This is a genomic window from Bacteroides sp. 224, assembly GCF_010500995.1.
Lineage (GTDB): Bacteria > Bacteroidota > Bacteroidia > Bacteroidales > Bacteroidaceae > Bacteroides.
In genome coordinates, this window is the sequence record NZ_QVMK01000017.1 from 1 (window position 1) to 20,689 (window position 20,689).

The following is a 20,689-nucleotide window of genomic DNA, read 5'->3' on the forward strand; positions in this document are numbered from 1 at the left end:
AGGAATTCCTCCCCTGCAAGGGGGAGGTGCCCAAAGGGCGGAGGGGGTATCATACAACTAATTATGAGCATCTACTTATATGAATTAATTTTGAATACCTACTTATTAAAAGAGTTTTCCTGTAGCTTCCAGCTTTTGTTTTCTGAGTAATGCTTCCAGAAAGTAGTAATCAGCATAAACAATGGGTACATCAATTTCGAAGTTTCCGGGTTTTGAACCTGTGCTATGCAGCAATAGGAAACCTTGATCTTTATCTAAAGTAGCGCGATATCCGTGAGTGAGGTTTTTCAGAATCATATCTGCTTTTCCTTTGTAGTCTTCGCTTTTTGAGGCGTCATAAAGACTGAGTTCGTATAATGCAGAGGCCATGCAAGCAGCAGCAGATACATCACGTGGTTCATTGGGTATCTCAGGCGCGTCGAAATCCCAGTATGAAATTAAATCGGAAGGCATGTTGGGATGTGTAAAGATGTAATTTTCTACGTGTTGCGCTTGTTTCAGAAATTCGGGTAAACCGGTTTCACGATAACACATCGTGTATCCATACAGCGCCCAGACTTGTCCACGCGACCAGGCCGATTCATGCGCATATCCCTGATGGGTATTCTTTTTTAGTACTTCGCCACTGATGGTGTCGTAATCTATCACATGATAGCAACTGTAATCTTCTCTGAAATGATTCTTCATTGTAGTTTTGGCATGATTTACAGCGATATCGTAATAAACAGAATCACTTGTCTGACGGAAAGCCCAGAAGAGCAATTCAAGGTTCATCATATTATCAATAATAACCGGACAATCCCATTTGGCTTTGCTGTGATCCCATGAACGTATGGCACCTATAGTTGGTTTGTATCTGGTAATTAATGTCTCGGCAGATTGTAATAATATTCCTTTATAGTTCTCATCTTGCGTTAAACGGTAACCATTTCCGTAGCTGCAAGCTTTTCCCGTTGAGAGAGCAAATTGTATATCCGTATAAGAAGTATTTCAATATTAAAGGGTTTCACGATATAATCATCAGCACCGGATAAATAACCTTCCTTCAAATGCATCACCATGGCGCGTGCGGTAAGCAATATCACCGGAATATGTCCGGTTTGCATATCGTTTTTAATACGGGCGCATAGTTCCAAACCATCACTTACAGGCATCATTATATCCGAAATAATAAGATCCGGAAACTCTTGCAGTGCAATATCAAAGGCAACTGCTCCATTATCGGCCTCCAATACAGTATAATAAGGTTCCAGTTTATTCTTGATGTAATGCCGTATCTCTTCGTTATCTTCAACTATCAGTATCTTTTTATCGGGAATGAAAAGAATGTCTTTATCGGGCTTATCGACCGAAGTCACAGGTGCAGACTGTTCATGATCTGCCGACGTTTGCTCCTCGATGGAATAGGCACTTTTCTCATTGGGTATAATGATGGTAAAGGCTGTTCCTTTGGGAGTGTTGTCTTCCACAAAGATGGCACCATGATGCAAACGTACGATTGATTGAGTAAGGCTGAGGCCGATTCCCGTTCCATTCGTGTTGTTTTGTTCACTGCTTTCTACCTGGTAAAATGGAGTAAAGATATGTTGCTTAACCTCTTCGGGTATTCCTTTACCTGTATCGCTTATCCTGATCATGAAGAAGTTTTCCGCTTGAGTCTGATGGATTTCCTCGGATAATAATTTATGGTATTTCTGTTTTATTTCCTGTGCGTTCAGAGGCATCATGCACATCTGAATAGATTCTCCCGTAGGTGTGAACTTAAAAGCATTGGACAGTAAGTTGAATACCACTTTTTCCAGAAGACTGTAATCAAAGTAAGCAGGGAACTCACCCGGTAGAGATTCGTAATGAAAATCTATTTTCTCGCGTTCTGCTATTTGCTTGAAGGCTAAGTACATCTCCTCTAAAAAGACATTCAGGTCGGAATGAGATAGTTTAAGCTTCAACTTTCCTGCCTGGTTCTTCTGTAAATCCATTAATTGATTGACCAACAATAGCAACCGTTGTGAGTTTTTGTACACCATACCCAGCTTTTGTTTCACTGCCGGAAGTATTTCTATCTGTTGAAGCATCTCCTCCAAAGGACTGATAATGAGTGTAAGAGGGGTACGCAACTCATGAGAGAAGTTAGTGAATAGACGAACTTTGGTTTGGTGAAACTCCTCAAGCTTTTGCCTTTCGATTTGTTTGATTTCCAGATTATGTTCCAATTCTCGCTTGCGGTATATATAGTATCCAATGGTAATACCTACAGCTAAAACGGATGTAATGTATAGGAAATAAGCCAAAGGAGTTTTCCACCACGGAGGCAGAACGATAATCTTTATACTTTTCGGATGCTCGTTCCATATTCCATCATTATTTGAACCGATAACCTGGAATGTATATTCTCCGGGGGCAATGTTGGTATAAAATGCTTCTTTACGAGTACCTACCCGATTCCAGTTTGTTTCATGCCCCAATAGACGGTATGCATATTGGTTTTGTTCGTGATAGATGTAATTAAGTGCACAATAAGCAATGGAGAAGTTACCTTGATTGTAGGCTAATGTCATCTCTTCTGTAAACTCCGGAGTTTCCTTCAGTATGCCCGTTTGATCTCCCGGAATTAGAACTTCATTGTTAACAGAGATTTGGTTGATAACAATGGAAGGGATGTATTCATTCGTCAGCAGGTTTTTGGGGTGAAAACATAGAAACCCATTACTGCCGGAGAAATATATTTCACCGGTCGGCAGGCAACAACTTCCCTGAGGGGTGAATTCGAAAATATCGGGGCCGTTAAAGCAATTGTAGGTCTTAACTTGGTAATCAGTCAAACTAACCTCGGATATTCCACCGGTATGACTGACCCAAATGGAGTTCTCGAATTCCTCCATGGCATAGATGTTATTGTTAGGTAAGCCGCTGTCTTTATTTATATGTTGAATCAATCCTTTGTATTCATCATATATATAAATGCCTCCTCCGAATGTAGCGATGCAAATCTCTCCTTTTTTACTTTGCTTGATAGAAGTAACATAATTACTCGACATCCTATGGGAGGGGAGCGTGGCATTTACATGATATTGCTCAATGGTTTTATGTTGAGTATCGTATTTATAAAGACCATTGGATCGGGTTCCTATCAGGAAAACACTTTCTTTTAGTTCGAGGAAACTTCGAACGCTGGGTAACCCAAGGGCAGCAGAATTGTTCTCCAACGGGATTTGTTCGGCTATGTCTCCGTCTTTTTCTATTTTGATGAGCCCGTTTGCTGCTGTGGTTCCTATCCACCAGTTTTCAGCCTTGTCTCGAAACAAGGTATAAATACCTAAGTTCTTTATATAATCAAATCGATGTACCAAGGAAAAACGCTTGGTAGGAATATGGAAACGATAAATAAGACCATTGTTTGTTCCACACCAAATATACTCCCCATCGGGAAGAATCGATTTTATAATATTCCGATTGTAAGGTCCCTGCGGAGATACATCCAACAGAAAGTTTTCGGATTGTTTGGTCTTTACATTGAAACAATATAAGCCGCTTCCTTCCGTAGCTATCCATAAATGATTGGCATGAAAAGCCATAACGCCAAAAATGCCCTGTGAATCAATGTTGTTTTGAGTTTTCGGGTGATAAAAGGTAAAACGATTCTTTAATGGATTATAGAAATTTACGCCACCCGAAAAAGTACCTACCCATAATGTATTCACCTTATCAATGTAGAGGCTGTAAACAGAAAAATGGCTTAAATTTCCCTGCCTCATGTCGAAGTTATTATAAGGTGTAATTATATCGGTGGAAAGATTCAGGATACTTAAACCGTTGAAAGTTCCAATAATAAGATCATTATTCATTTGTTTGAAACAACGAATATTCTCATCGGATAAACCACTGTTCTGTGTAGTGAATTGCCGGATGGTATTATCTTTAGGGTTCCATTTGTTAAGTCCTTTATCTAAGGTGCCTATCCAGATGCTTCCGTAAGAATCTTCGTAAAGCTCAAAAATGGTATTGTCAGTGAGGGCGGGAGTAGTAGAACGGGTTATTTGGGTAATAATTTGCAGTTTATCATTGCATACAAAGAGCCCTTTATTATAGGTCCCGATGTAGAAATGATTTTGCTTGTCAATATGGAGAGCATTAATTGTCTCATTAAATAAAAGACCATTCAGAAGAATGCTTTCAAATGTTTGCGTCTCGGGTTTGAACAAACATAAACCTTTGCGGGTACCTACCCATAAATTGCCGGAAGGATCTGAGCATAAAGAAACAATTTGATTACTGGGTATTTCAGGATAATCTGTATGAAGGTAGGATGTTATTCTATTGGTTTGAAGGTCTATGTAATTCAGACCATTATTGGTTCCTGCCCATAAACCTTTTCTTAAAGTGTCGGGAAGTAAAACGGTTATATGATTATCGGATATGGAGTTTTTATCTGTATTGTCATGGCGGTAAATAACGAAATGATCTCCATCAAACCGGTTTAATCCATTGCGAGTCGCCATCCAGATATAGCCATTAGAGTCTTCACAGATGTCTAAGACGGAAAGTTGAGAAAGGCCGTCGCGAAGGTCGAGGTTGGAGAAATAGAAGATACCATCATTAACAGCGGCATGTATAGGAAACATAGCTGCCAAGAAAATTATTAGCAAGAGAAGGTGTTTTTTGAATAAGAAGCAGATGTTTCTCATGTATTTAAATGCCAGTTAACTTTAAACAAATATATGTGATTGTTTAGAAACCGTTTTTTGATGAAGAATTGGGTGGTTGTACTTACAGATTAGGCTTGTTTTGTTCAGCTTCAAATGCTTTCCAATCATCATGCTGTTCGTTTAGCCAGTCATAATAATAAGAAAGAACAGTATAGGACATATCATCAGGATGTTCTATTCCTTTTTTCTGAAAGTATTGCTGAAGCCTGGAACCTCCCCATAATCCCCAGTTGTTTCTTAGAAAAGTGCCAAGTCCATGATGATAGATTATTGTCTCGTGTCTTTTTTCAAGGTTTTTTATAACTTCAATATTTTCTGGCTTTAAGAGCTTGTTTAGTTCAAAGAAACATTCCTCAAGGTTTTTGGGGATATAAAATCCGTTTATAGAGTCTGCTTCCAGACGTTTCTGGTAAGCTTCTTTTTCTTCTGCTGTCATTTCCCTCTTTTGGAATCCTTCATAATTCTTTAAATAAAAGTTTTTATTTGAGATATAGTTGGCTGCATGAATTGCTTGTATTCCTAAAAATATAGAAAGTACAAAAAAGGTAGATAAAGTAAAGATGTGTTTCATAATAAATAATTTAGCAAGTATTATGAAAGCAAATGAACATAATTCAAACTAAATAAACAAATATTTTACCCTTTTTCTGTTCTCAATTCTCTTTGCTCTTTCAACTCCTCATACCTTTCTATGATGTGTCTTCTACTCATGATTATTTGATAACGATATACCAAACATGTAGTTACAAAATAGAACCCTGCCTGTAGCCATAAAACTTTATATTCGAATCCGACATCGTGCAGAGTAGCTCCCATATTATTGATTCGAACAAAACCGTTAATACCAAAAGTAGAAGGGAAGATATATGAGAAATATTCCCAGAACGGAGGTATAGCTGCTCCCGGCCAGGATATACCGGATATAAACAATAGCGGGATAGATGTAAAGACAAAGATCAACATACATGTTTCCCGATTACGGATGGCGATGGAAGCAGTCATGGCAAAGAATATGCAGGCAGCCAAATAAGGCAACATAAATAAAAGCAAATCAAGCGGCATCCCTATTTGGTTTAACTTAAACATGCGAGGTACTACCACCAATACATATACACATACAATGGCGTAGATCATAAAATAGCATAACCCTTTGCCCAAAACAATGCGAAGAGTACCGTGATAATGCCGGTTGATAGGTACCAAATCCTTGAACTTATTCTTTTCGCGCGCCGTTCCGGCCGAAAGACCGATACCAAGCAACAATGTTTGTTGAATAATGAGGACTAATACCGCGGGAATCAAGAAAGCGGCGAAACCATTGGTCGGGTTGAACATAGCAACATCCTCATACTCGATGGGATAAGCTGTGATTTCATCTTGTCGGTCGGTAGTATTGCCTGCTAACGCAATTTTAATCTTTTCGTTCATATCCAATGAAACAGCGGTATTGGCCAATAGCACGCTTTTGTAATATAACAATCCGCTCATATCGCAATAAATGCTTACCTGCGTTTGCTTACCGGCTACAATATTGCTACTGAAATCATTAGGTATATAAATAGTGCCGTAAGCATCACGCTTTTTCATGAGTTGCTTCGCTTCTTCCATGTCGCTGCAATAGGCTACAATTTGTACATCGGGGGTAGCATCGACTTTGCGGAGATATTCTCTGCTTAAGGAAGATCGGGAATCATCTACCACCACGACGGGAACATCGCGTACTACTTCATTGGTATAGATAAATGCGTAAACCAATGGGTATGCCAAAGGAACGAGGATGAAGAATATCAATACTCCCTGATCCCGAAAGACATTGCGAAACTCCTTCTTCCAAATATAGAACAGGTCGCTTATTCCTCCTTTTATTTTTTCTTTGAATGTAAGTTCTTTCATCAGGGCATGTATTTATAATAGATTAATGCTTCTTTTAAACGTTTGAATATCAGGAAAGGAAGCATCATAAATAATAGTAAAGCCACATAGTTCACCCAAGAATAAGCCATATCGTATCCGTTAAGAGCCTGATCTACATAAATCAGGAAATAATGCCTAAGCGGAAATAGATTGGATAAAGCTTGCAAAGTAGGGTGCATGGCCATTACCGGAAACGTGAATCCCGAAATAGAGAACGAAATAACTCCCCATAGTGAGGCAAAGCTAAGCCCTAAACGCAAGGTTGGTAATACTCCTACCATGAAGACACCACAGGCTTGTGAAGCAAGTATAAACAGTAGCGTGGCAAAAATCATGGGTAGTATTCCACTATTATGAGGAAAATGCAGAATACCATATAAATATGCATTATAGAAGATGCCCATAATAAAGAATATAACAGTATGAGGTAGCAACTTACCGGCTAATGAAATGTAAATGGAGTTATTTCCCATTCGCAGCCATTCTCTGGCAGTTCGATCTTTAATCTCTACGCCAATGGAGTAAACAGTTATCATAAATATCATCAGCATTAAAACGCCCGGAACCAATGTGTTACAGAGATAAACAGAATAGTTTAACCAGGGATTATTTAACGCATGGGTATCTATAACAATAGGTTGCAGATAGGCCATTGCCTGAGCTTTTGTGGCACCTTTGGCATATAATACAGTGCGTGCGGCGGCACCGGAGGCCAATTCACTCATCATTTTCATATCCCTGAATAATAAGGAACCGGCAATCAGGTATGAGTTATTGGTGTAAAAAGAGACTTTGGGCTGCTGTTGCTTTTGAGCTTCTTCCGATAATCCGCGGGGGATGTAGAAGAATCCGTAAATCTCTCCTCGTTGCATGGCATTGCGTGCTTCGTCTACGCTACCATAACGTTGCACTACGGCTGTTTGACTGAATGCATCCAAATTCTGAATGATGTTTCGGGAGGTGGAGGTGTTATCTAAGTCTACTGCTGCTATCGGAAGGTTTGTAGGAAGCCCCGAATCCATCAGTGTAGTGAAGAATATATAGCAGAATAGAGGAGCTATTACCATGCAAAACAGGTAAAGCGGACGAGAGACAAGACGGCGGCATTCGCGCTTGGATACTGCCAATAGCCTCTCCCCAACCCTCTCCGAAGGAGAGGGAGAAGAGGAGGAACTTTTCTTATATTGCAGCTTTTTGTTCATTAAACTTTGTAAGTAGGATTTTTATTTCTCCCTTGGAGAGGGTTGGGGAGAGGCCATTATCACCGACATTCCCGGGCGAAGTCCTTCCACTTTCTCTATGGGAGATGCTTTCACTTCGAATGTTTTTAAGTCGAATTGTCCGGTAGTTTTGGTAGCTTTCCAGGCGGCGTATGTGCCCAAATCCTTCATGTAATATACCTTCAATCGGATGTTCTTTTGATCTAAAGCAGGTACAAAAGCTTCGAACTCGCTGCCCATGGTAAGGTCTTTGAGTAAATCCTCGCGTACATTGAAGGTTACCCACATATCATTCATAATGGCTACATTCATAATGGGTGCTCCGGTGCCTACCAATTCTCCCATCTTAGGAAATATTTCGGAAATCTCTCCCGCAGCTTGGGCTATGAGTATGGTTTCTTTGATGTAAGATTCTACCTCTGCCACAGCTCCTTGGGCACGACCTACCATAGCGGCGGCTGCCAACTTATCTTCGCGTTCGGCACCATTCCTGGCCATATCATATTGTGCTTTGGCAGCTTTTTCGGTAGCGATGGAAGCGTTTAGCTGTGCGGTTGCTTCATCTAACTTCTGGGCAGGCATAACACCTCCTTCATATAGATTCTTTACACGTTTGTGTGATTTCTCTGCGATATCTACACCGGCAATCGCCTTCTGCCACATTTCATAAGCTGCTTGTATCTGCTCCTGACGAGCACCTTTGATGGCTTTTTCGTTTTGTGCTTCGGCAGCAGCTTTGGCGGCTTCTGCCTGTTCAAGCTTGGCTGCGATGTCCGGAGCTTCCAGTATAGCAAGGGTATCTCCGGCGTTTACATGCTGTCCTTCTTTTACACGTATTTCTAATATTCGTCCGGGTACTTTGCTCGATACGCGATATTCGTTTACTTCTGCCTGTCCCTGAATGGTTTCAGGACCTTTTCTTAGCATAAAGAATCCAACAAGTGCTACTAATAAAATAACAGATAGCAATGTAAGGAATGCAAGTATCATGTTGCTATTCTGAGACTTTCTTCTTTCTGACTTTTGTGAGCCCATATCCATATTTCTTAATTCTTAATTTAAAATCTTACTTACCTAAACTTCCCATGGCCTTTTTGAGGTATATTTCTGTTAACTTCACATCTATCTGAGCATCAATCTTTTCAGATTGTGCAGATAGCCAGGCCGTTTGAGCTTCCAACACATTGCTGGTGGGGATGACTCCTTCTTTGAATCCAAGATTGGCATACCGAAGGTTTTCATTTGCTTTATCCATATTATTGTCGGCCATTATCAACTTTTTGGCAGCTTCGTTTACCTTGAATACAGCCTGATTTACCTGTAGCTCAATCTTTTCTTTAACATCATTCAGTTGATATTGAGCAATGTTTGCCTCTGCTTTGGCTGCTTTTACCTTATACGAACCCTCTCCCCAGTGCCAGATGGGTATTTGAAGCATTACGCCTACATTCCACATACCACGAAATTTCTTCTCGAAGCCATTAAATAAAGAAGGGTTCGATACCATATAATTTCCTATTAAAGCTACAGACGGCAGATGTTCGGATCGAGTTACGTTTATCTTCTGTTGGTGAATTTTTGTTCCCAGTTCTAAGCTCTGAACTTCAGGACGGTTGGCGTATATGGATGTTAGTTCAATTTGAATATCATCAGGATGTTTTATGGAGAGGTCTTCTATATCTTCGTCGTTTAATACAATGGGGGTAGTAAGCGGAATACCACATAGTTGACAAAGCAACATTCTGGAAAGACTTAATCCGTCTTCTACTTTTGTGAAGGTCATTTCTGCTTCATTCAGCTTAACACGTACAGATAGTGCATCGGCTCTGGTGGCTACTCCTTCTTCTACCATCTTTTCAATATCGCTATTCATTTTCTGCAAGAGGTTTCGATAGGCTTCTGCCAACTTCTTTTTATTTGTTAAAGATACTACCTGCCAATAGGCTTGGTCTGTGTTTAATATTACTTCCTGCAATTCTGTATTGTGTTGTTGATGAGCTAATTCTTCGGCATATTTGGTGATTTTATTGTATGCGCGAATTTTGCCACCCATATATAGAGGCTGAGTGAGAGTAATAGCCCCTACATACATATTTCTGGTGTCGGTGCGTAAGGCATCTATTAAAGAATTTCCAACGCCGTTCAGGGGAGCCACTACGGAGTTTCCTAAGGATGAAATCAGTGGTTGCAAGTCGGGAAACTGTGTTCCGATGGCTTGTGCAAACTCCTGAACGCTTCCGTTTACGGAAGTACCTATATGAGTTAATGCGCTTTTCTGATCGTCATTGAGCAATGAGATCTCTTTCTGCATACGCATATAAGCGGCTGTTCCCGAAATGCTTGGTAGGTAATTGGTGAAAGCCGCCTTCTTTTGATAGTGGGCGGCTTTTATTTTTTGTTGACTAATTAGTAACTCCTTATTGTTGGCTATGGCAAGTGCGCGACAACTATCTAAATTAAGATACGTTTGGGCTGTTAGCGAAGAAATGAAGCCGATAAAGATAAATGGTAATAGTAGCTTTTTCATTGTATACTAATACATTATAATGAATATATATGTTCAAGGAACAATCATTAAAGATATATTGTTCACAAGTATTTAATGCTTATTACCGGCAAAGATAATTAAAATAATTGCATAAACAACCTTATGGGCGGCTAACGTGTTCTAACCATATATTTCATTGAATGGAGTGTCGAGGAATTTGTCGTTGATATATTCTTTTGCAGTCTTTATAAATCGTTTCAATCCACCTTCTACTACAAATGCTTCCCATACTTTTTCGCCATGTTCTTTATCGTTTTCTCTATAGTAGTGTGCAAAGATATTTTCGAGAGATGCTTCTATTGCTTGGTCGATGGTTGCGAATTGTTTTTCCTCATATTCCACAATCGCCAAATAATATTTTCCTTTTCTTTTAATTTCCAAATAGGTTCCCATGGCTGTATTTACGTGTGAGTCGGCAAGTTGGAGACCTATGCATTGGAAGTCGTCGTCATCATCACTTTTGCGCATTTCCAACGTTGTTATTCCATTGAGTATTGAAATTTTTCTGGGGCTAATAATTGCTTCTTTAACTTTAAATTCGCTTAGTGTATTGCTTTTCTCATCTTTTTCAAAAATAGACATACAATAAGTTTCCTCATTGTTCTCTGCCAGATGAATTGTCTGAAAGGTTTCAAAGCAGTCGTCAACCTCATGGAATAATTCAACGATATGGACTGTATTTTCACCTTGTTTCATGTCTTTGATGGAGTAACTGATGGCTGATTCCGGATTGTTTGTAATACTCTTTACCCGCTCTTTTGTTGAGTTGGTCAAATAATATTCTATCTGGTGGTTAATCCTTTCAATTTCCCATTCGTTGTATCCGCATTCCTCGTCGTAGTGGTACATCAGGCTTGGGTGTATTTTTTTGAATAGAGATACTTTGCCTTCTTTGACTTTGCTGATTTCTACAGCCTGTTCAGATAAAGAGTAATCATCATCATCTTCATCAGTGAATCCAAATTTCCATAGAACTGTGACTATATCTCCCTGATTCAACTCGAGCATCGCTATGTCGTGAGAGGTTTTATTTCTTACTAAAATTGTTTCATCATCTTTTTTGAGAATAAAAGAAGGATAATCTATATCGCTGATAAAGGTGATATATTCAAATTCGTCCGTATAGGTTTGGTCGGCCTTTAGATCTATTCCGGGGCGAATGATGGATGTGACAGTAGTATTAGGATATAATACTTCAACCTCTTCCTCGGTAGTACAAATTTGTTCGGTGGGTTCGGTGGTGAAAGAATTAGAATCCGTTCCTTTCTTTTGAAATATGCACGAGGTGAATACTAAAAAAGTAATAAAGGCAATGGTGGTGAAGATTTTTGTTTTCATTGTTGTGCTTTATGGAATTGTTTCGATTTCTTTTACGGGAATTCTCTCATATTCTCTTTTACGTATTCGTATAATGTGTCTATCAATTCCGAACGACGTTTCAAGAATATTTCGTTCAATAATATATAGATATCATCTTCCCATATATTTTCAATCTCTTTACTTCGATTGATTGTATGATTAAGTATGTCTGCCATCCAATTCATTTTCAGAACTTGGCATGCTTGTACTACAGCAGGAGAAAGAACAATATATCCTTCCCACAATTCGTAATTAACCCATTCCATCAGTACTACAAATGGATATTCTATGGAACTAATTTGAGGACATTTCTTTTCCCAACAGAGCCAAAAGTCAAATGCGTATTTTTCGTGAATTGCATGTAGTACCTTATTAAGTGCATCTTCCTTATTTTTGTTTTTGAGTAAACATAGTTCTGTTATGCCATGTGTCTCCATTTCAAAATTTCGGATTGCTACTCCTAAATCATAATTGGCTGCTTCAAGGTATTGAACTGCTTGTTCAGTATTCAATGATTGCTCTTGCATGAATGTGTTGACTAAGCTTTTCTTAAATTGATATTCTGCTTCAGCAACATTCCCTGCTGCTTCTACCAACAATTTTTTAGCCTGATTAATTCCTATTGGGAACTTTTTTCGTAGTACCTTTATTTCTTCCAAATATTCCATTTCTATGGTACTCTCTTATTCAGCTTGTTAGTTTTCTACAGAATGAAATTCAAACCAGCCAACTTACTCTAAACTAAATTTCCTGGAGCCAATTAAAGTTCCATCAGCAAAAATGTCGGCTCTGTACTCTCCGGCATGCAGAAACTCTTCCACTTGCCAGTACACCACTACCGATTGCTCTTCGCCATTATATTCAACATACTTTTTGATGGAATAATTAAGCTCGCGATTTTCGTAAGGGAATGTATGAGATGCGTCTTTAAAAAGAACACTGTTGTCGGGCTTGGTTATGCGGACATAGATAATTCGTTCACCGGTTTCGGCAGTGATGTTCTTCACTAAGGTAAAGCCGATATTGAATTTAGTGACATCCTTTACCTTTTTAATGGTTTTATTCCTTTTGTTTTTGGGCTCTACCCAAATGTTGGTTGCATCTAATTGTGCAGCCAACGTCACACGTTTATTTAATTGTTCTTTTTCTTGAGATAAGGAATTGATTTGCTGAGATGCAGCATTGTATCTTTTGGTCACTTCGGCAATCTGCTTTTGTTGCTTTTCGGTTAGTTGATTCAGAGAGTCAATTTGAGTAATATAACTCATCATGATTTTGCGAAGTGAAGTTAACTCATTTTTTAAACGACGAATCTCTGCCGCATTGGTGCTCTTTACGGTGCGAAGTTCTTCCAACAATCGTTGCACCTTAACCTTTTCTTGGTCTAATAAAACGGATAAAGAATCATTGGTGAGTGTTGTTTGCAATTCGTCATAACGGGTAGCAAAATGACTATATTCGTTTTCGAGCTCTTCTTTTTCCAGTTCGAATACCTGAACAAGCTCTTTATTATTCTGCTTTTCTGCAAAAAATAAATAAGTAACGGTCAGCATGGCTACTATCAAAATGCCAACAACAGTAAATAGTATTGTATTTTTTTTATTCATGTTTTCAAGTTAAGATTGTTAAAACCGTGCAAAAATAGTCTTTTTTGTTATAGTACAGCAAGTAGCTTACTTCTTTTTATGTTTTCTTTGGTAACTGATTTCTATTTTATTGGGTGTTAACGAGTGATTTTCTTTAACTAAATTTATTACGGAAATATTTCCGCAATTAAGAATATCCTCTTAATTTTGCCTTTTCAAACAAATGGATCTAAGAATATTTATCAATTTAAATAAGAATAGTATTATGTCAAAAGTAACCGTAGTAGGCGCAGGTAACGTAGGTGCTACATGTGCAAATGTTCTTGCCTTCAATGAAGTGGCAGATGAAGTAGTAATGCTCGATGTAAAAGAGGGTGTTTCGGAAGGTAAAGCAATGGATATGATGCAGACAGCACAATTGTTAGGTTTCGATACAACCTTGATAGGCTGCACCAATGATTATGAAAAAACAGCTAACTCGGATGTAATCGTAATCACCTCGGGTATTCCTCGCAAACCGGGTATGACTCGCGAAGAGTTGATCGGCGTGAATGCAGGTATTGTGAAAACAGTAGCTCAAAACGCATTGAAATATTCTCCTAATGCTATTATCGTGGTAATTTCTAACCCTATGGATACCATGACTTATTTGGCATTGAAATCATTAGGTTTACCAAAGAACCGTATTATTGGTATGGGTGGTGCTTTAGATAGCTCACGTTTTAAATATTATTTGTCACAAGCTATTGGTTGCAATGCCAACGAAGTAGAAGGTATGGTAATTGGTGGTCATGGAGATACTACCATGATTCCTTTAACTCGTTTTGCTACTTACAAAGGATTGCCTGTTTCTAATTATCTTTCTGCAGAAAAACTTGAAGAAGTGGCCAAAGCTACCATGGTAGGTGGAGCTACACTGACCGGTTTATTGGGAACTTCTGCTTGGTATGCACCGGGTGCTGCCGGAGCATTTGTGGTAGAATCGATTCTTCACAATCAAATGAAAATGATTCCTTGCTCTGTAGCATTGGAAGGCGAATACGGCGAAGAAGATATCTGCTGTGGTGTGCCTGTACTTTTAGGTCGCAACGGTGTAGAGAAAATTGTGGAGCTTCCTTTGAATGAAGATGAAAAAGCTAAATTTAAAGCAAGTGCTGCTGCCGTACGCGGAACAAACGCTGCATTGAAAGAAGTAGGGGCTTTATAATGAGTATCCGTATAAGATAGAATAAGATAAAAAGGTGGGAGATTGAAGGGAGAAGTTCCGGATGTTTCTCACCTTTTTTCAGATACCTGATCAAATATTAATCGACTAAAATTTTATTTCATGGAAAACATTTTCTCGTTAGCTACCGAAGAATTGAAGTTTATTGCAGATGCACTTCAAGCAAGAATCGAAGAAGGTCTTAAAGAAGATAATCAAGAAATATCTGCCATTCCTACCCATATTCATCCCAAAGAGGAAGGTGTTACAGGAGAAGAAAGAGTGCTTGCGCTCGACTGGGGTGGAACCAATTTCAGAGCTGCCCTTGTAGAATATAAAGATGGAAAAGCTACCATTATTGAGGATGTAAAACATCGCTTATCTCGCGTGGAAACAAAAGGCTTTACGCAAGAAAAGCTGCATGAAAGAATGGGCTGCTTTATCAGCGAACTAAAACAACTCGATGAACGTGTTACCAAAATCGGATATTGTTTCTCTTATCCGGCAGCTTCGCGCTTAAATGGTGATGCCATTCTTCTTCGTTGGACAAAAGGAATCGATATTCCTGATATGATAAACAAACCGGTAGGAGAGTCATTGCTTAAATACCTGAATAACCATAAAGAGATAAATACCACATTTAAAGATATTAAGGTAGTAAACGATACAGTTGCCAGTTTGTTTGCCGGACTCACCGAACGCATAGATGGTAAACCTTTCGATTCTTACGTTGGCTTAATTGTAGGAACAGGTACCAACATGGCCAGCTTGATGCCTCTTAATAAAATAGAAAAGCTGAACAGTAAAGATGAAGGTGTGATTCCTGTTAACCTGGAATCGGGAAATTTCAATCCTCCTCATTTAACAATTATCGATAATCTGGTAGATGCTATATCGAATAATAAGGGTAGTCAGCGATTTGAAAAAGCTATATCGGGTGGTTATTTGGGCGAAATCTTCAAAACCGTATTTATGTTTGAGAAGGTTAAATATGACTTCGACGGTGGCGATTTGAGCTATATCATCAATAACCCTGATAAAAACAAAAAAGATCATGTAGACATCGCCAACTGGGTTTATAACAGATCGGCACAACTGGTTGCTGCTTCTCTGGCCGGATTGGTTCAGGTTTTGGTAGCACAAGACAGTGCAATAAAGAATATCTACCTGGCTGCCGACGGAACCCTGTTCTGGAGCAACGATTATGAGCAGCAAGTAGAAGCTGAACTTAAAAAGCTGTTGCCGGCAGGTGTTACAATGGTGATATCGGCTAAAGAAAAGATGCAGGAACCAAATCTGATTGGTTCGGCTATTGCAGCACTTTCTTAAGAATTAATAATTCATCCTTTTATAAGAGTGTATTTTCCTTTAATATATGGAAAGTACACTCTTTCTGTATGAAAATAGTTTTGTTTGAAAATCTATTTCAAACTGCTAAAACTTGTTATAAAGCTTGCGTTGTCGCACACGAAATTTGCACAAACCGAAAAACTCCGTACCTTTGTACTGTGTTTTTCATAGTATTAGATTTAAGGTTAACAAAGGTTGGGATCAGGCGTGATCCCTTTTTTTATATCTATACTTTTCCTTTGCTTCTGCATTCCACCAACCACTGTTTTAATTGCCGGTAGCATTTGCTTCAACTGTCGGTGGCATTTGCCCCAAATGCCAGTAGCATTATTAAGGTTTGGCAAGAAGGGAATTTTCACCACAGATTAACACAGATTTTCACAGATTATTAACTCAAAACAATGTTTTTGGGGAGGGAGGTAGTGAAATAATTTAATCTGTGCAAATCTGTGTTAATCTGTGGTGAACTAATTCAAGACTATTTCTAAAGTGTTTTAATGATAAGCTTTGAAGCAAGCAAAGTTTCAACACCTCCGGCAAATGTTTTGAAATGCGCTGATGTGGCATGAGTGTTTATCGCATCTTGGTCTTTATACTCCTCGTAGAACATAAAAGAGGTAGGAGTGAACGGACTTTGATAAAGATTATAACTGATATTTCCTTCTTCTTTGCGGGTTGCTTCAATCAGGGTTTCGGCCAAGGTAATGAATTCTTTTTCTTTTCCCGGGGTTACTTCTGCCCAAGCTACAATTGTTTTCTTTTCCATTGAATGTATGATTAAAATGATTTATGAATTAAATAAATACCGTACAAAGGTATAAGATTCTTGTTGAATAGCTATCTTTGCATATATTATATTTAGGTGAATTTATGCAGTATAAACTTTCCATACCATCTGCCTTAAAAGCAAATATACAGCTTCCGGCCTCTAAGAGTATAAGTAACAGGGTGTTGATAATGAATGCACTGGCTTCCGGAGAATATATTCCTCAAAATCTGTCGGATTGCGATGATACCAATGTCATGCTAAAAGCATTATCGGGCAATAATGAAGTGGTGGATATTATGGCGGCCGGAACTGCCATGCGCTTTCTTACTGCTTATTTTAGCATTACTCCCGGTTGCCGGATAATAACAGGCACCGAACGCATGAAGAATCGTCCCATTGCTATTTTAGTAGATGCTTTAAGAAAGTTAGGCGCTCAAATAGAATATGTAGAGAAAGAAGGTTTTCCGCCCTTAAAGATCACAGGCAAAGAACTCGATAGTAATGAATTGGCTTTGCAGGGAAATGTAAGTTCACAATATATATCTGCATTGCTTTTAATTGCTCCAATGCTAAAAAATGGATTAAATCTTTTTCTGGAAGGGGAGGTCATTTCAAGACCTTATATCAATCTTACCATCAAATTAATGAAAGATTTTGGTGCAGATTTGAGTTGGACTTCCGAGAATAGCCTTCATATAAAGCCGCGTCCTTATCAGAGCATTCCTTTTGTAGTAGAGAGTGATTGGAGTGCTGCTTCTTATTGGTATCAGTTGGTAGCACTTAGCAATGATGCAGAGATTGAACTACTGGGGTTGTTTAAGAATAGCTATCAGGGAGATTCTCAAGGGACGAAGATCTTTGAACGCTTAGGAGTTGACACAGAGTTTACTGATAGGGGAGTTATATTGCGAAAGAGTAAAATAAAAGTAAATCGAATTGAAGAAGATTTGGTGGAAATGCCCGATCTTGCCCAGACTTTTGTGGTAACTTGTGCCTTATTAAATATTCCATTCCATTTCACCGGTCTGCAAACATTAAAGATAAAAGAAACAGATCGTATTACAGCTCTTATTACCGAATTGGGTAAATTAGGCTTCCAAATCCGCCAAGAGAATGATTCTGTATTAATATGGGATGGCGAGAAAATGGTAGGAGAGGAGAAGCCAATAATACATACCTACGAGGATCATCGCATGGCGATGGCATTTGCACCGGCTGCTATACACTTTCCCAATCTGCGTATTGCAGAGCCGCAGGTAGTTACTAAGTCTTATCCTGATTTCTGGAAGGATTTGCAGAAGGCAGGGGTGTTAGTTAAGGAGCTATAAACTAATAATTGAACACAGAGACACAAAGGCACAGAGTTATTAATTTATAGAATAATAAATCTCCGTGTCTTTGTGTCTCTGTGTTCAACATAATATAAAATATTCTCTTATTTCCTCTCCATTATCTGCAAATTCGACTGCCGTGCAAAACCAATACGGAAATTTAACGGCTTAGGATCTCCCGTTTGATAAGCATCCCTCAGTTCTGGCTGTGCATATTTGGTATACGCTGTTGTGGGCTTATAAAATGTACCATACAATGTAATATCCCATTTATCGGGCGAATAAAAAGAGAGAGGAATTCCGGAGTCGTCTTGTACCACTGTATTGGAATGATCGAGAATCAGGCTGCGGATATCAGAGAAGTCACCTTCGTGCATCAGGTAAGATGCTGATTTAATGAAAGTAACTGTAGTCTTTCTATTTAGATTATTTATATAAGTAACAAGTGGTTTGTTCTTTAGCAAACCTTCGTTGCTAAGGTCGGTAGCGTAATAATACAATGTTTGCAGTCTTCTGGTGCCTTCTTTGAAGAACTTTATTTCTACAAGACCCGTATTTTCTGTAATCGGACTACCATTCTCGTGAGTAGAAACAAGCTCTCCTTTATTGCTAATCCGACAACTTTTGATGCTGACAATTTCCTTATCGGTACGAGCCATAAGCATCGAAATCACAGGAATAACCCCATCAATGGTGTCATTCTCTTCTTCTATATTCATATCTCTGGTTCGGAAGAAACTTAAACTAAGCACATCCGATACAGCATCCTGATACAGCCGATATGTGCGGGCAGAAGGGTGTTTAACCTGTATGGCATGCCCTGTACGCTCCAATCCAATCAGAAAATAAGTATCTACATCGGGGAAGAAAGAATTTGAAAACAAGAAATCCGGTCCACCGAAAGGATAAAACATAGCACTGCTTTCCTTATTGATGCTGTTCAATTCGTTCATGGCAAAAGACAAAACCTTAGGCGCACTCTGTTGATAAGAGTTCCAAATCTGGTCCATATTGCGCGAATGATTCTTCCACTCCTTGGTTTGTGTCAGTGCATACAATTTACTATTTTTATTATGAACAGGAAGACCGGCAACAAAGCGGGCGGCATCATTAAGTGCCTGATCGGTAATTAGCTTGCTATCATGCGGCCCTGTCGAATTACTCATCATAGTTGTACTGTCGGGGGTGGTGGATGTACCCTGTTGTTTATTGTTGCAGGAATACATGCACAATAGTATTCCGGCAGACAGTACGGTTAAAAGAAGTAGTTTAGTTTTCATATATTGTTTTGTTTACTTTTATGTTTAACGGCTATTGAATTCCACCAATAGAGTCCTGCCCCTGTTAATAAAGTTAATACACTCATTAGGGTCATCCACATTACAGGTTGTTCACGATCAATGAAAGTACTGACATAGTCTTCATGAATCAAATAAATAATAGACCATAGAATTAGTGTTATAAAAACGCAAGGAATCACAGGATACCCCCATGTTTTGTAAGGACGTGCGGCGTTTGGGAATTTTCTTCGATGAATAAATACCCCGGCTACCGTCAGCATTGCAAAAAAGGAGAGAGTGATACCCGTATATTTGGTGATTATAGCAAACGAGTTGGTGATAATCAATAGGAAGCTAATTGCAAATTGCACCCAGATAGCTATGTATGGGGTTCCTTTGGAAGATCGTTTGGAGAGTGCCCGAAGAATGTAAGTGTCTTCTCCCATTACTTGCGAAACACGAGGCCCCAGGAAAACCATTGAGCTAATGCTTGATAGTAGCAGCGAGGCAATGATTAACCCCATAATATTTCCGGCTTGTTCGCCAAAAATATAATGGGCAGAGATAAGCCCAACCTGCAACTGCCCCTTCATTTCTTCTATCGGAGTAGAAAGATAAAAAGCTGCATTCAAAAGAATATAAAGAATGGTAACAATCAATGTACTGATGAAAAGCGATTGAGGAATTGTTTTTTGTGGATTCTTGATTTCATTCGCCATATAAGCAGATGCATTCCATCCGGAGTAAGCATAGTACACCCAAATCAGAGAAACGGCAAAGCCACCGGAGAACAATTCTCCCAAAGAAAACTCAGATACGGAGGAAGATACCTCCTGATGATTCTCTGGCAAAATGAAGCCACAGATAATCAGCCCCACAATGATGAATATCTTGAAGAAAGTGAAGTAGCGTTGTACTGCACCTCCTATTTTTAAGTCATACGCATGTATGCAGGTAATAATAGTCAATACAACTAAAGCCGTAGTAACAGGAGGAAGAAAAGGAAATACCTTCGATAAATAAGTGCCGAAAGCGATGGCGGCTAAAGCCACAGGAGCAGCGAATCCAACAATTAAAGAAGCCCATCCCGCCATAAAGCCAAGTATGGGGTGATAGATTTCGCGGAGATAATGATATTCGCCTCCCGAACGAGGCATGGCGGCGCTTAATTCTCCGTAAACTAATGCTCCGCATAAAGCAATGATTCCGCCGAAAAGCCATAACAACAAGATGGATATAAAGTTGGTAGTTTCCAACAATACGAAGCCTAAAGATATAAAAACACCGGTACCAATCATATTGGCAACTACAAAAGCTGAGGCTGTTATGAGCCCGAACTTGTAGGTATGGGGTTTATCCTTTATCATTCTTTATGCTGTTGAGGATACAAAAATACAATTTAATAAGTAACTTTGCAGAAAA

Annotated in this window: 15 protein-coding genes and 1 pseudogene; 3 read left to right on the forward strand and 13 right to left on the reverse strand. The window is 39.0% G+C overall.

The window, feature by feature from the left end; genetic code table 11:
• Window positions 1-105 precede the first annotated feature (105 nt).
• The 10 genes and pseudogenes from D0T60_RS09620 to D0T60_RS09665 all read right to left on the reverse strand — a co-directional run.
• Window positions 106-942, reverse strand: a pseudogene (locus D0T60_RS09620) (glycoside hydrolase family 88 protein); the annotation flags it as partial.
• Window positions 915-4,646 (reverse strand): two-component regulator propeller domain-containing protein, encoded by a 3,732-nt coding sequence (locus D0T60_RS09625; protein WP_163217969.1) that lies wholly within the window; start codon window positions 4,644-4,646, stop codon window positions 915-917. The gene D0T60_RS09625 and the pseudogene D0T60_RS09620, both read right to left, overlap by 28 nt.
• A 121-nt stretch (window positions 4,647-4,767) precedes the next feature.
• Complete coding sequence (locus D0T60_RS09630) at window positions 4,768-5,277, reverse strand: DUF6794 domain-containing protein (protein ID WP_163217970.1); 510 nt, start codon at window positions 5,275-5,277, stop codon at window positions 4,768-4,770.
• Between the two features lie 65 nt (window positions 5,278-5,342).
• Window positions 5,343-6,599: an ABC transporter permease gene (locus D0T60_RS09635; RefSeq protein WP_163217971.1), complete on the reverse strand. Its 1,257-nt coding sequence runs from the start codon at window positions 6,597-6,599 to the stop codon at window positions 5,343-5,345.
• Window positions 6,599-7,822, reverse strand: coding sequence for an ABC transporter permease (locus D0T60_RS09640; RefSeq protein ID WP_163217972.1), 1,224 nt, complete (start codon window positions 7,820-7,822; stop codon window positions 6,599-6,601). Before D0T60_RS09640 ends, D0T60_RS09635 begins: the two co-directional genes overlap by 1 nt.
• Before the next feature lie 21 nt (window positions 7,823-7,843).
• Window positions 7,844-8,875 (reverse strand): HlyD family secretion protein, encoded by a 1,032-nt coding sequence (locus tag D0T60_RS09645; protein ID WP_163217973.1) that lies wholly within the window; start codon window positions 8,873-8,875, stop codon window positions 7,844-7,846.
• A 31-nt stretch (window positions 8,876-8,906) separates the two neighbouring features.
• Window positions 8,907-10,367 (reverse strand): TolC family protein, encoded by a 1,461-nt coding sequence (locus D0T60_RS09650; RefSeq protein ID WP_163217974.1) that lies wholly within the window; start codon window positions 10,365-10,367, stop codon window positions 8,907-8,909.
• Window positions 10,368-10,508: 141 nt separating this feature from the next.
• A complete protein-coding gene (locus tag D0T60_RS09655) occupies window positions 10,509-11,726 on the reverse strand; it encodes a hypothetical protein (RefSeq protein WP_163217975.1) in 1,218 nt (405 codons plus the stop codon).
• Window positions 11,727-11,758: 32 nt separating this feature from the next.
• Complete coding sequence (locus tag D0T60_RS09660; RefSeq protein ID WP_163217976.1) at window positions 11,759-12,415, reverse strand: hypothetical protein; 657 nt, start codon at window positions 12,413-12,415, stop codon at window positions 11,759-11,761.
• A gap of 63 nt (window positions 12,416-12,478) precedes the next feature.
• Complete coding sequence (locus D0T60_RS09665; protein WP_163217977.1) at window positions 12,479-13,354, reverse strand: keratin; 876 nt, start codon at window positions 13,352-13,354, stop codon at window positions 12,479-12,481.
• Window positions 13,355-13,598: 244 nt separating this feature from the next.
• Here D0T60_RS09665 and mdh point away from each other — a divergent pair, with 244 nt between their 5' ends.
• Window positions 13,599-14,540: a malate dehydrogenase gene (gene mdh / locus D0T60_RS09670; protein ID WP_163217978.1), complete on the forward strand. Its 942-nt coding sequence runs from the start codon at window positions 13,599-13,601 to the stop codon at window positions 14,538-14,540.
• A gap of 120 nt (window positions 14,541-14,660) precedes the next feature.
• Complete coding sequence (locus tag D0T60_RS09675) at window positions 14,661-15,866, forward strand: hexokinase (protein ID WP_163217979.1); 1,206 nt, start codon at window positions 14,661-14,663, stop codon at window positions 15,864-15,866.
• 505 nt (window positions 15,867-16,371) lie between these two features.
• Here the strand turns inward: D0T60_RS09675 and D0T60_RS09680 are convergent.
• Window positions 16,372-16,653, reverse strand: coding sequence for a putative quinol monooxygenase (locus D0T60_RS09680; RefSeq protein WP_163217980.1), 282 nt, complete (start codon window positions 16,651-16,653; stop codon window positions 16,372-16,374).
• 104 nt (window positions 16,654-16,757) lie between these two features.
• Between D0T60_RS09680 and D0T60_RS09685 the strand changes: the two genes are divergently transcribed.
• Window positions 16,758-17,984 (forward strand): 3-phosphoshikimate 1-carboxyvinyltransferase, encoded by a 1,227-nt coding sequence (locus D0T60_RS09685; RefSeq protein ID WP_163217981.1) that lies wholly within the window; start codon window positions 16,758-16,760, stop codon window positions 17,982-17,984.
• Window positions 17,985-18,091: 107 nt separating this feature from the next.
• Here D0T60_RS09685 and D0T60_RS09690 read toward each other — a convergent pair whose 3' ends face one another.
• Complete coding sequence (locus D0T60_RS09690; RefSeq protein WP_163217982.1) at window positions 18,092-19,267, reverse strand: hypothetical protein; 1,176 nt, start codon at window positions 19,265-19,267, stop codon at window positions 18,092-18,094.
• The gene (locus D0T60_RS09695) at window positions 19,264-20,634 is read right to left on the reverse strand and encodes an APC family permease (RefSeq protein ID WP_163217983.1); all 1,371 of its coding nucleotides are present in this window, start codon (window positions 20,632-20,634) and stop codon (window positions 19,264-19,266) included. The genes D0T60_RS09690 and D0T60_RS09695 overlap by 4 nt, the downstream gene beginning before the upstream one ends.
• Window positions 20,635-20,689 lie beyond the last annotated feature (55 nt).